The following is an 11,444-nucleotide window of genomic DNA, read 5'->3' as shown; positions in this document are numbered from 1 at the left end:
GCAACGCAAAATACGGATGCGTATACTGAAGTATCTGCAGCACTGAAAGTATGTATGATGAATATGTCTAAAATTGCGAATGACCTTCGCTTAATGGCATCAGGTCCTCGTGTTGGTTTAGCTGAAATTATGTTACCAGCTCGCCAACCAGGTTCTTCTATTATGCCAGGGAAAGTAAACCCTGTTATGCCAGAAGTAATTAATCAAATTGCGTTCCAAGTAATTGGTAATGACCATACAATTTGCCTTGCTTCAGAAGCAGGACAATTAGAATTAAACGTTATGGAACCAGTACTTGTTTTCAACTTACTGCAATCGATTAGCATTATGAATAACGGTTTCCGTGCCTTTACAGATAATTGCTTAAAAGGAATTGAAGCGAATGAAGATCGCTTAAAAGAGTATGTTGAGAAAAGTGTAGGAATTATTACAGCCGTGAACCCTCATATCGGTTATGAAGCAGCAGCTCGCGTTGCGAAAGAAGCAATCGCGACAGGGCAATCCGTTCGAGAACTTTGTGTGAAAAATGGTGTACTGTCACAAGAAGACTTAGAATTAATTCTAGATCCATTCGAAATGACACACCCAGGGATTGCAGGAGCAACTCTTTTAAAGAAAAATTAAAAGAAGAGGGGGGAGAAGTCCCTCCTCTTTGTTTACAATATAAGGATGTTATACGTGAATAGAGGTAGGGAGATTATAAGTAAGTATACAGTGGCGTTTAATGGTTCATAGAAACAAAATTAAGAGGAGCAGCAATATAATCAACATCACTTTTAAATAAAGAGGATTTATTAAAACATCCTATCATGTTAACAACAAGTTTACATGAATCTTTATAAATAACTATGACCAACCATGAATCAATAGTTGGCCATAATGATCTTAAAGACCCATATCTTTTAATCCAGGACTATGCTCATTTGGCATTTCAGGAAGTTCTGGTACAGGAAAACCTTTTGGCGGGTCAGTTACTGCTAATGTTCCTTTGTTTCTACTTGGTGATTCACCTTGGAATATTTCTCCCATTCTTGTTGGATCTAAGCTAAAATTAAATTGTGCGTTATGGAATCCCATGTCTACATACTTTCTGCACTCTGGGTATTTATTAATATCATAGTTCGGCACAGGGAAGAGTTTTCCCCATTCAACACCCAATGTCTCTAAAGCTTTTGCGAAAGCATTTTGATGTGCATTATCACGTACAATTAAAAATGCAAGAGTTTCTCTAAATGTTTGATTAGAACTCATTTCATAAATTCTAGTCTTTTGAAGTACGCCTGTAGATTCAAGTACGACATTATCTAGTAAATCGCTAATTAAGTTTCCATGACTATATACCCAAGATCCATTCCACGGATTTCCAGCTGCATCAACAGGTAATGAACTTTGAGCACCTACAATAAAGTGGTGAGGGTTTGCATGTTTAACCGCTTCATCAAGCGGTGCGTTGTCAATACCAGCATTTCCTGGCGTAGGTTCACCAGATCCAGTTAGTAGCTGATTAATTGTATGTTGTACAAGTTCTACATGGCTTATTTCCTCTAAAAAAACACCTCGAAGTAAATCGCGATATTGCTTCTCTTTACCTCTAAAATTTGAGCTTTGGAAGAAGTATTGCATCATTGTACGCATTTCGCCATAATGCCCACCTAATATTTCTTGTAAAACTTTTGCGGCAGCTGGATCTGGCTTGTCCGGCTTGATAATATTAATCAGTTCTTCTTTATAATAAAACATGAAGTACACCTCTTTTAAGTTAGTTAACATTATTATCGTGTCCGCTAATTGGTTACTTAATACTCAAATTCATTTTTTTACCAATAAATCATGATCTCAAAATGCAAATTCTTTTGGAAATAACTATTTTCGATATGAGATGAAAATGGGGGAATAGCTACTTACAATTTAATAAAAAAGATAAGATTACGGAGTGTAATCTTATCTTTTTATTAAGAATAATAAATTGTATCTTCAAGGTTTTAAAATGACTTTTATACAATCATCTTCACGATTATTAAAAATTTGATAACCATAGCTCGCTTCTTCAAGGGGGATTTTGTGTGTAATAATCTCTTTTGGATCGAATTCTTTGTTTATTATTTTTTCAAATAGTTCCGGCATAAAATGAATAACAGGTGCTTGTCCCATTTTAAGGTTAATATTTCTAACCCAAAATGCTCCGAGTGGAAATGCATTATAATTGCCACCATAAACGCCAGTCATTTGAACCGTTCCATATTTTCTTACGGCTTTCGTAGCGATTTGAATAGGGCCGAGAGTTCCGCCTTGTAATTTTAATTTTTGTTCTAGAAATTCTAGTGGCGATTTTTTTCCATCCATGCCCACGCAATCAATGACTACATCGGCACCGCCATGTGTGATTTCCTTTAAATGTTCTCCCATATCGGGGAATTTTGTAAACTCAAATACCTCAACATTGTTAATCTTTTTTGCATAATTTATACGATAATCTAAGTAATCGACTGCGATTACACGCTTAGCACCTTGCATCCAAGCAAATTTTTGTGTCATTAATCCAACAGGCCCGCAACCAAGGACGATAACAGTATCACCTGGCTTAACACCAGCGTTTATTACACTCCAATAGGCTGTTGGCAAAACATCGGATAAAAACAGTAAAGATTCATCTTCAAGTTCGCATGATTCTGGTATAACAAATGGAGTGAAATTTCCAAAAGGAACTTTTAAATATTCTGCTTGTCCACCTGGATGGTTACCAAATTTCTCTGTATAACCAAAGTATCCACCAGAATCATAATGAGGATTGGAGTTATCACATTGGCTTTCCATTTCATGTTGGCAATAAAAACAATGTCCACAAGAAACGTTGAAGGGGATGACAACACGATCTCCTTTTTTCACTTTAGTAACATCTGGACCAACTTCTTCAACAATGCCCATTGGCTCATGACCAATAATGTAACCTGGAGGTAAAGGCATGTTGCCCTGATATAAATGTAAATCAGAACCGCAAATAGCAGTTGAAGTAATTTTTACAATAATATCATCTTTTTTCTCTAACTTTGCATCATCAACCTGTTTAACTTGTACTTGGTTTGGTCCTTGATAGGTTACAGCTTTCATCTCATATCTCCTTAGGAATCATTTTTCATAATTTATCTCGCTATTTGCCGGCTGCCCGTAAAAGCCCGATTGATGAGGGCTGATAATCACCCGGGGATGAACAAAACCCCACTGATTAAAATTTCACTTTATATGTATCTCTTGATAAAATATAAATTTTTAGTAAAGAGAAACCTGTACATAGTGTTGTTATGAAAGTATGTTATAGCAACTCTTCTTTCTTATATCTTTTGCCCTATTTTAAGAAGAAACTCAATAATTATTCATAATCTAATTTCCATAAAAAGGATAATTATTATTTCATAATTTGTCGCATATTAAAAACATCGGAGGTGAAATAATATGGCAAACAATAATAGTGGAAATCGTAATGAATTATTAGTTCGAGGTGCTGAACAGGCTCTTGATCAAATGAAATATGAAATTGCACAAGAGTTTGGTGTACAACTTGGTGCAGATACAACAGCTCGTTCAAACGGATCTGTTGGTGGTGAAATTACAAAACGTTTAGTTGCAATGGCTGAACAACAACTTGGTGGTAGAGCTAACCGCTAAGAGAATTCGTATAAAATATAGCGAATATGTAAATCAATTTCTTTTGTATATGTATAAAAATAAAAACCCTTATAGTAAATGGATTCTCACTCAAAGATTATTGATAATCTTCTTTCATAATCTTTGGGTATTTAATTTGTAAACGACTTTCCTAAACAATAAACACGCAGTGTTGGAAAGGTGTTTTCCATGCATAGTAGAAAAGCTTTTGCAGGAAAAAGCATACTTAAAAATTTGATTTCAATATTGAAATCAATATTGATTATGATATTTTCGAAAGGGAGGAATTTAAAAATGGGTATTTTAAGTGGAAACCCTCAAAATGAACCGTTACATTACGGAGAAGTATTTGATATTTGGAGTTATCTTCTAGCCGCACAAGGTGGAATCGCAAGCCATCAAGTATTTATGAATCATACAGGTGACGAAGATTTGAAGAAGTTTTTAGAAAGCTTAATTGAAAATGATATGAATTCAGAAATAGAAGAGTTAAAAACTCTTTTAAAAGTTAATGGCGTAGCTTTACCGCCAGCTCCGCCAGAACGACCAGTTGCATCTATTGAAGACATTCCTCCTGGAGCACGTATTAATGATGCAGAAATTGCAGCAGCGGTTTCTACAGGATTAGCAGCTGGACTTGTGACATGTAGTCAAGTGATGGGAAAATGTCTTCGAGAAGATGTCGGAATGCTATTTGGACAATTTCATATGAAAAAAGCGCAAGCAGGTGTAACGTTACTGCGTTTAAGTAAGAAAAAAGGGTGGGTAGTTCCACCTCCATTACATGTGAAAAACTCTGATCAAGCTTAATAAACAAAAATAAAAAAGTGGCATTGGCCACTTTTTTATTTTTTAGATGTATCCTCAACTTTAGATTTATTTATTGTAGAAGAATCCATATATTCATCTGACATTTCCATAGCATATTTATCATGATGAATATGATTGTGATTTCTTAATTCATCGTCGTTACGCAGTACTAACCTCTTCATATAAATGTGGAAGAAAACCTCTATTCCGCCAATAATTAAAGCGGCTAAGAATGAAGAAAGTCCAATATTACGAGTAGCATCTAAATTAGTAAACAAGTATGTTAAAAGCCAAATTCCGAAGAAGCTTAAGCCGAAATCTGCCATTGTAGCAATCGTATTTCCGTATTTAGGTAAAATGAAGAGATCGCCGATTAAATAGGCAGCTCCTGTTAAGAAAAGAGAAATGAGTAATACTCTAGGAATGGAAATGCCTTGAAAGATACTGAGTACGATAAGTAATACTGCAGTTATCGCTGTGTATTTAATTAATAAAGCAATAATATGTTTCATCATTTTCCTCCATTGTTTAAACGTATATGGAATAAAATATTTCATTAGAAACGGGTTATGCTTTTATATAGCGTAACCCGTTTCATTTTCTGATGGAGGCCTATTTATAATATCCCATGGCACGTATATTGTATTTCGTTCTCCTATACACTATTATGTTGGGCTTAAAGGGCATCAATTATACCTTTGAATTCACGGTCGTAATTACCAATTAATTAGCTATATATTTTAGCATGTAATTTAACATATTAAAGAAAGAAGGAGGTGAATGAACATGTCAAACAATAACAGTGGAAGTAGCAATCAATTATTAGTACGTGGCGCTGAACAAGCTCTTGATCAAATGAAATATGAAATTGCTCAAGAATTTGGCGTACAACTTGGAGCAGATGCAACAGCTCGTGCAAACGGATCTGTTGGTGGTGAAATTACGAAACGTCTTGTATCACTAGCTGAGCAACAACTTGGCGGTGGCGTTACTCGTTAATTTTATATATGAAATGGATATAAAGGAGAGGCATGCCGTCTCTCCTTTCTCATACATTTTTATTTGTTTAACTTTTAGACTCTCGAGGTTTTAAATACATAATGAATTTTTGTGAAATAAAAGGATAAAAGATAAGAGGTTATATTTGATGCGAAAGGGGCAGAAAAAATGAAATATGAAGCGTTATTTACAGTTGAGATTTCTGTAGGAAGTGAGAGAGTAGCAAACCATAAAATAAAGGCACATGATGTCGTTGATGTTGTTGAAAAGCTTGCTGAAAAGTACTTAAGTAATCATGAGGGACATTCTCAAAATGAATAAAGGAGAATCGTAATATGACCTGTCATGATGTTAAGAACGAAACGAAAGAAAAAAAAGATTTAAAATGGTGGCAACTCTCACTTATTGGAATTGGTTGTACGATAGGAACGGGCTTTTTTTTAGGATCCAGTATAGGGATTAAAATAGGTGGATCTTCAATTATTCTTATTTTGATTTTAACTGGATTCACTACATATATTGTATTTGAAGCATTGGCAAAAATGGCTGTGGAAGATCCGCAAAAAGGATCGTTTCGCATTTATTCAAGAAAAGCTTTTGGAAATTGGGCGGGTTTTAGTCACGGATGGACATATTGGTGTTCGGAGTTGCTTATTATGGGCAGCCAGTTAAGTGCGTTAGGAATCTTTTCACGTTACTGGTTCCCTAAAATACCACTATGGATATTTGCTGCTGTATATGGAGTAGCGGCTATATTAATTATTTTTATAGGGGTAAAAATATTCGAACGTTTAGAAAAATGGATGGCTATTATAAAAATCGCGGCTATTATAGGGTTCATTGTGATTGCTATTTTGGTTATTTTAGGATTTATAAAGGGTGGTTTATATAAGGCGCAAATTCCACGGAATTTTAAAGATTGGTTCCCAAATGGATTAAAAGGCACTTGGTCCTCTCTGATTTATGCATTTTATGCATTTGGAGGAATCGAAATTATGGGGTTAATGACAATAAGACTGAAAGACCCTAAAGATGCACAAAAATCAGGGAGAGTAATGTTAATGATTTTAACGATTATTTACGTAGTCTCTTTAGGGTTGGCAATTATGATGGTTCCGTTAAATCAGTTTAATACGAAAGAAAGTCCTTTTGTAATAGCATTACAAGACTATAATTTGCCGTATGTGCCATTTATTTTAAATGTAGTATTAATTTTAGCGGGTTTTTCAACGTTAGTTGGTTCATTATTTGCAGTGACAAGTGTATTAATGAACTTAGCTGAAGAAGGTGATGCACCTGCGATGTTTGCGAAAAAAAACAAGAAAAATATCTCGTTTCCAGCTTTAATTCTTATTATAATGGGGCTTGGTGCTTCTATCCTTAGTGCTTTATTACTACCAAAAAATATATATGAATATGTAACAACTGCAGCTGGATTAATGTTGTTATATACATGGAGTTTAATCCTTCTTTCCTTTTGGAGACTAATGAATCCAAAAGGGTGGATGCAGATAAAAAGTATTATTGGTCTTATTATGATTGCACTAGCTGTTAGTGGAACACTATTACAAAAAACAACGCGTTTTGGTTTCTTAGTGAGCTTGTTGTTTTTAGGAATAGTTATTATTGTTACTATAATTGTTCATTTTGTCTCACGAAAAAGGAATCCAGCTATATGAAGTATCTTTCTTTTCACACCATGAATAGTATGTCAGAACTAAATAATAGAAGTTATTGAAAAATGATTTGGTAAGTTTGAAAACCAAAATATAATCCATAAATAATAAGTGATATTCCAGATACTACTGTTATAAGAGACAATATACGTGCATTCAAAATTTTACGAAATATACTAGATGTACTTGCCATCGTAATATCCCAAATAAAAATGCCTAAAATAATCCCGAAACTATATAACAAAAGCTGCTCTTTATTATAGGAAGAAGCGGCTTTTGCTAATATAGAGCCGAAAATTCCAAGCCAAAATAGAATTGTTAATGGATTAGATAAGGACATAAAAAAACCAGAAAAAAAGCTTTTAATAACTGAATCATCATTTCTCGTATTACTAATGCTAATTTGATTTGCATTTTTTAAACTTTCGATACCTGTATAGATTAAAACAAAAGCGCCGAAAGACCATAAGAAAAGTTTTATAATATCTTTTTCGAGGAAATGAATGACACCTAAATAAATAAGTACCATGTAGATGACATCTGCAAGTAAGGCTCCTATGCCAAGAATCCAAGCGTGAAAAAAACCACTCCTAATACCTTTTTCTAACTGTGCAGCATTAATAGGCCCCATTGGAGCAGATAATGATAAACCTAAGAAAACATAGCTTAAAAATATGCCCACGTATGATATGCTCCTCCCACTAAATTTGATCTATATTAAATCTATTCAGTGGTTAAAGTTTGTACAACTAAATAATAAAAAGTGGAGTGGGTTACTTATTTTTATGCAAGTATTTTATTATTCGAGAAAAGGGACACTTGGATGGAATTGTTTCATCATCACGTAAAAAATATTGTTGCCATTCATAATTATCTTTTTCACCATAATCTTTAAGAGAAGGGTGAATAGGAGCTTTGTCATAAGCGGCTAGACGTTGACGTATTAAGTTTTTTAGTTTTCTACTGCGTTTCTCAGAATTCATAATTCCCTGTAAAACCCACCTAGGAGTTAAAGCAAGCATCATACATGAAAAATGTCTACTTTGTCTATTGACATGGGCAGGTGTAGCGCAGTAAACAAAATATGATTCATTATGAAAGCAAAATTCCCAAGTGTTTTCCATAGGATCATTTGGAATGTGCATAGGCCATTCCATCTCGTCCAAACGGCTAGTTGTATTAAGTAGAGACCAATAAATATGTTCAAAATCCTCAACGGTAGTTTCTTGCTTTAAATCTGTTGGTGTATGAATAAAAACAATGAGTGAGGCGTATTGACCTGTGTCTCTAGAACATTCAGTATATTCTTTAAGTAATGCAGCAAAATCCTCGCTAGTATTCGTATCTCTAGGATCACCAATAAATCCGTACCTGAGGTGATTTGCTGTAAAGCCGTGTTGAGCTGGTATACAAGGGAAAGGTTTATCTTTATCTGTCATTTTTAATTTAAAAGAACGGAAAGCTTCTCGTTGCCAATGTGGAAGGGTAATAATATTTTTTTGTAAAGAGTCTTTATTATAAAGCATAGTCATCTTTTTATCCCTCCTAAGTCATAATATATAACCTATTAATTATTTAAGAATAGGTGACTAACACGACTAGAATAATTGTTTTTTAATCTATAAAAATAAAATGATTTAATGAAGAATCCCCTTCAATGTAGTTACTTTAATAGTTGATCTTTAATAACGTATAAATTTAAGTAGCTATAAAATTTGAAAAATATATAAGGAATATGTAGGTACAATGTTCAAATTTATATTTTCTAACTAATATGGTTTATAACGAAACAAGAAGGGATGTATTATGATGGGGATTTTTAAGGAAGAAAAAATTAAATTTATAGATTGTAAAGGCGAAGAAGTCATTTTGAAAATCAAAATTAAGGATATAAAAAAGTAGGGAAGAGGAATTAAGGATACTTTATTGTGATTAACATAGAAGGATAATAAGCAATCATGAATTAGATTGAAATGAATTCATGTAGTATAGGCCCTTTTTGAATTTTTTTGCATAGTGTAGCATGAATGAATATTAAGGGGGAACGTCTATGTCTTATCCTAATCAGCTAGCTTGGCATGAAACATTGGAGTTACATGAATTAGTAGCATTTCAAGCAAACGGTTTAATCAAATTAAAAAAATCAGTTAGGAATGTACCTAATCAAGCACTTCAATCGTTATATATTAAAGCTATAAATGCCATCCAAAACAATCTACAAGAGTTAGTACAATTTTATCCTTATGCTCCTGGATTTCAATCGCAGCATCGTGATGACACTGGATTTTACGCTGGAGATTTACTTGGATTAGCAAAGACATCTGTTCGAAACTATGCAATAGCGATTACCGAAACTGCAACGCCGCGACTTAGAGAAGTTTTAACCCGTCAAATAAATGATGCTATACAATTACATGCACAGGTTTTTAACTTTATGTATGAGCGTGGTTACTATCCAGCTTATGATTTAAAGCAACTATTAAAAAATGATGTTCAAAATGTGCAAAAGGCAATACAAATGCAATATTAAAATGAAGATTTGGAAATTATCATTAGAGAAAAACTATAGTTTATTTATAGAGGATCAAATAGTTAAGACTATATGGTAATTTCCATTGTTAATAAATTGATTAAATGCTAAAAAGATAGATTGATTCTAAAATGTTAAAGAAATTATACTAGCTCTATTTTAGAATGGTGAACCACTTAAAGCTTTTTTAGTGAGTTTTAATAAAATATTAAATACGCTTGAGAATAAGTATTTATATGATACATCTAATTGAATGTTATTTTCCTTTGGTACTAAGTATGTTTAGCACGTTTTTCTTTTGGGAAAAATAAGAATATACATTAGTGGAAAGGATAGGATTTAATGGTTACCAAAACCGATAATACAAGCTATTTAACCTCTTCTGTTTATTTGACCCGTAATCTATGGTCAGGTATCTTGTTTGGGCTAGGGTTAGTAGCTTTTATAGATGAAACTATTTTTCATCAACTGCTACATTGGCACCATTTCTATGATAAATCTACAACAGATATTGGACTCATTTCAGATGGTCTTTTTCATGCTTTTAGTTGGTTTGCAACGATTGGTTCCTTGTTTATGGTTGCTGATCTTCGCCGTAGAAATGCATTTTGGTTGAAAAGATGGTGGAGCGGATTAATGCTTGGTAGTGGTGGATTTCAATTATATGACGGTATAATTCAACACAAACTAATGAAAATACATCAGATTCGATACGTAGATAATGTTCTTATCTACGACGTAATATGGAATATAATTGCGACTGTAATGCTCTTAATTGGCATTCTGCTAGTTTTTCAGACAAGAACTGATGAAAGATTATTGAGAGGTAAAAGCTTAAATGAATAATAACCATCTTCATCATGAAATATGGAATGTACTGGATATTTTAGTATTCGTATTCATTTTAATTATGTTAATAATTTATATAGTAGCCACGATTTTATCAAATCGCCATTACAAACGATGGTCGTTATATCGAAGTGTCTTCTGGATTTTAGGACTTATTTGTGTGGCAATAGCAGTTGTTGGGCCCTTAGCTCATCGTGCTCATAATGATTTCACAGTGCATATGCTTGTGCATTTACTCCTTGGGATGCTTGCTCCAATTTTTATAGCATTAGCCGCTCCAATGACTCTTTTTTTACGAACGTTCAATGTGAGAACAGCGCGACGTCTTTCAAGGATACTAAAGAGTAGGCCTCTACAACTTCTTACTCATCCAATTATCGCAACCTTGCTTAATTTAGGAGGACTATGGATTCTCTATACGACTAGCTTATACTCGATGATGCACGAAAGTATACTTCTTCATTTGTTCATACATTTCCACGTTTTTATTGCAGGATATCTGTTTACCACATCAATGATTTATGTTGATTTAATATCCCATAGGTATAGCTATATGTACCGATCAATTATTTTAATAATTGCATCAGCTGGTCATGGGATATTATCAAAATACATATATGCTCATCCGCCTGCTGGTGTAGTTACTGAACAAGCAGAAATTGGGGGCGTGCTGATGTATTATGGCGGCGATTTCGTTGATATTGTTCTTATTTTTATACTTTGTTTGCAATGGTCTAGGGGTAGCAGACAGCGAACAAAAGTTAATAATGTAGTAAGGTCATGGGATGTATCGGATTTTTTGAAACTAAAAACTTTGAAATGAAATTTAGTTAAACTGTATTATGGATTAAGTATGGTATGAACAAAATTAAAAAAAGTATGTTAAAAGTAAAAAGAGCAGTTTTTCTATGGCTAAA

14 protein-coding genes are annotated in these 11,444 nt (G+C 33.6%); 9 read left to right on the top strand and 5 right to left on the bottom strand.

The features are described from left to right. Positions 1–624, top strand: a 624-nt coding sequence (locus DN403_RS24460; protein WP_255452063.1) for a lyase family protein, incomplete at its 5' end; no start/stop codon positions are given. Between the two features lie 261 nt (positions 625–885). Here the strand turns inward: DN403_RS24460 and DN403_RS24455 are convergent. Next, the gene (locus DN403_RS24455) at positions 886–1,740 is read right to left on the bottom strand and encodes a manganese catalase family protein (RefSeq protein ID WP_000500352.1); all 855 of its coding nucleotides are present in this window, start codon (positions 1,738–1,740) and stop codon (positions 886–888) included. A 234-nt stretch (positions 1,741–1,974) separates the two neighbouring features. After that, positions 1,975–3,108 carry a zinc-dependent alcohol dehydrogenase gene (locus DN403_RS24450; protein WP_000649073.1) on the bottom strand — a complete coding sequence of 378 codons (1,134 nt, stop codon included), beginning with the start codon at positions 3,106–3,108 and terminating at the stop codon, positions 1,975–1,977. 342 nt (positions 3,109–3,450) lie between these two features. On the opposite strand from DN403_RS24450, the gene sasP reads away from it, so the two are divergent. Together sasP and DN403_RS24440 are read left to right on the top strand one after the other, a co-directional pair. Next, positions 3,451–3,663, top strand: a complete 213-nt coding sequence (sasP, locus tag DN403_RS24445) for a small acid-soluble spore protein, SasP family (RefSeq protein ID WP_000002833.1) — start codon at positions 3,451–3,453, stop codon at positions 3,661–3,663. A 294-nt stretch (positions 3,664–3,957) separates the two neighbouring features. Beyond that, positions 3,958–4,473: a DUF3231 family protein gene (locus tag DN403_RS24440; RefSeq protein ID WP_000512139.1), complete on the top strand. Its 516-nt coding sequence runs from the start codon at positions 3,958–3,960 to the stop codon at positions 4,471–4,473. A gap of 35 nt (positions 4,474–4,508) precedes the next feature. Here DN403_RS24440 and DN403_RS24435 read toward each other — a convergent pair whose 3' ends face one another. After that, complete coding sequence (locus DN403_RS24435; protein ID WP_000680463.1) at positions 4,509–4,985, bottom strand: YndM family protein; 477 nt, start codon at positions 4,983–4,985, stop codon at positions 4,509–4,511. A 274-nt stretch (positions 4,986–5,259) separates the two neighbouring features. Here DN403_RS24435 and DN403_RS24430 point away from each other — a divergent pair, with 274 nt between their 5' ends. The 3 genes from DN403_RS24430 to DN403_RS24425 all read left to right on the top strand — a co-directional run bounded on the left by DN403_RS24430 (position 5,260) and on the right by DN403_RS24425 (position 7,151). After that, positions 5,260–5,472: an alpha/beta-type small acid-soluble spore protein gene (locus tag DN403_RS24430; RefSeq protein WP_000069660.1), complete on the top strand. Its 213-nt coding sequence runs from the start codon at positions 5,260–5,262 to the stop codon at positions 5,470–5,472. 168 nt (positions 5,473–5,640) lie between these two features. Next, a complete protein-coding gene (locus DN403_RS31335) occupies positions 5,641–5,793 on the top strand; it encodes a hypothetical protein (RefSeq protein ID WP_000872954.1) in 153 nt (50 codons plus the stop codon). 14 nt (positions 5,794–5,807) lie between these two features. Next, on the top strand, positions 5,808–7,151 hold the full coding sequence (locus DN403_RS24425; RefSeq protein ID WP_000128224.1) for an amino acid permease: 1,344 nt from the start codon (positions 5,808–5,810) through the stop codon (positions 7,149–7,151). Positions 7,152–7,203: 52 nt separating this feature from the next. On the opposite strand, the gene DN403_RS24420 is transcribed toward DN403_RS24425, so the two are convergent. Beyond that, entirely contained in the window at positions 7,204–7,830 is a 627-nt protein-coding gene (locus DN403_RS24420) for a LysE family transporter (RefSeq protein ID WP_000510856.1), read from the bottom strand. A 91-nt stretch (positions 7,831–7,921) separates the two neighbouring features. Next, positions 7,922–8,680, bottom strand: a complete 759-nt coding sequence (locus DN403_RS24415; protein ID WP_000178296.1) for a YqcI/YcgG family protein — start codon at positions 8,678–8,680, stop codon at positions 7,922–7,924. Positions 8,681–9,198: 518 nt separating this feature from the next. Here DN403_RS24415 and cotF point away from each other — a divergent pair. The 3 genes from cotF to DN403_RS24400 all read left to right on the top strand — a co-directional run bounded on the left by cotF (position 9,199) and on the right by DN403_RS24400 (position 11,350). Next, a complete protein-coding gene (cotF, locus tag DN403_RS24410; protein WP_000121389.1) occupies positions 9,199–9,678 on the top strand; it encodes a spore coat protein CotF in 480 nt (159 codons plus the stop codon). A gap of 342 nt (positions 9,679–10,020) precedes the next feature. After that, entirely contained in the window at positions 10,021–10,524 is a 504-nt protein-coding gene (locus tag DN403_RS24405) for a DUF2243 domain-containing protein (RefSeq protein ID WP_000256786.1), read from the top strand. Then, positions 10,517–11,350, top strand: a complete 834-nt coding sequence (locus tag DN403_RS24400; protein WP_001063503.1) for a cytochrome c oxidase assembly protein — start codon at positions 10,517–10,519, stop codon at positions 11,348–11,350. The genes DN403_RS24405 and DN403_RS24400 overlap by 8 nt, the downstream gene beginning before the upstream one ends. The last annotated feature ends 94 nt before the right edge of the window (positions 11,351–11,444 follow it).

This window comes from Bacillus sp. AY2-1 (assembly GCF_008368965.1).
GTDB classification, from domain to species: Bacteria; Bacillota; Bacilli; order Bacillales; family Bacillaceae_G; genus Bacillus_A; species Bacillus_A thuringiensis_S.
The sequence above is the reverse complement of the archived record's forward strand: the minus strand, read 5'-3'. Positions and strand labels throughout refer to the sequence as shown.

Coding starts and splice junctions, on each gene's coding strand:
- DN403_RS24455 (WP_000500352.1), bottom strand. CDS start 1,740: ATGTTTTATTATAAAGAAGAACTGATTAATATTATCAAGCCGGACAAG.
- DN403_RS24450 (WP_000649073.1), bottom strand. CDS start 3,108: ATGAAAGCTGTAACCTATCAAGGACCAAACCAAGTACAAGTTAAACAG.
- sasP (WP_000002833.1), top strand. CDS start 3,451: ATGGCAAACAATAATAGTGGAAATCGTAATGAATTATTAGTTCGAGGT.
- DN403_RS24440 (WP_000512139.1), top strand. CDS start 3,958: ATGGGTATTTTAAGTGGAAACCCTCAAAATGAACCGTTACATTACGGA.
- DN403_RS24435 (WP_000680463.1), bottom strand. CDS start 4,985: ATGAAACATATTATTGCTTTATTAATTAAATACACAGCGATAACTGCA.
- DN403_RS24430 (WP_000069660.1), top strand. CDS start 5,260: ATGTCAAACAATAACAGTGGAAGTAGCAATCAATTATTAGTACGTGGC.
- DN403_RS31335 (WP_000872954.1), top strand. CDS start 5,641: ATGAAATATGAAGCGTTATTTACAGTTGAGATTTCTGTAGGAAGTGAG.
- DN403_RS24425 (WP_000128224.1), top strand. CDS start 5,808: ATGACCTGTCATGATGTTAAGAACGAAACGAAAGAAAAAAAAGATTTA.
- DN403_RS24415 (WP_000178296.1), bottom strand. CDS start 8,680: ATGACTATGCTTTATAATAAAGACTCTTTACAAAAAAATATTATTACC.
- cotF (WP_000121389.1), top strand. CDS start 9,199: ATGTCTTATCCTAATCAGCTAGCTTGGCATGAAACATTGGAGTTACAT.
- DN403_RS24405 (WP_000256786.1), top strand. CDS start 10,021: ATGGTTACCAAAACCGATAATACAAGCTATTTAACCTCTTCTGTTTAT.
- DN403_RS24400 (WP_001063503.1), top strand. CDS start 10,517: ATGAATAATAACCATCTTCATCATGAAATATGGAATGTACTGGATATT.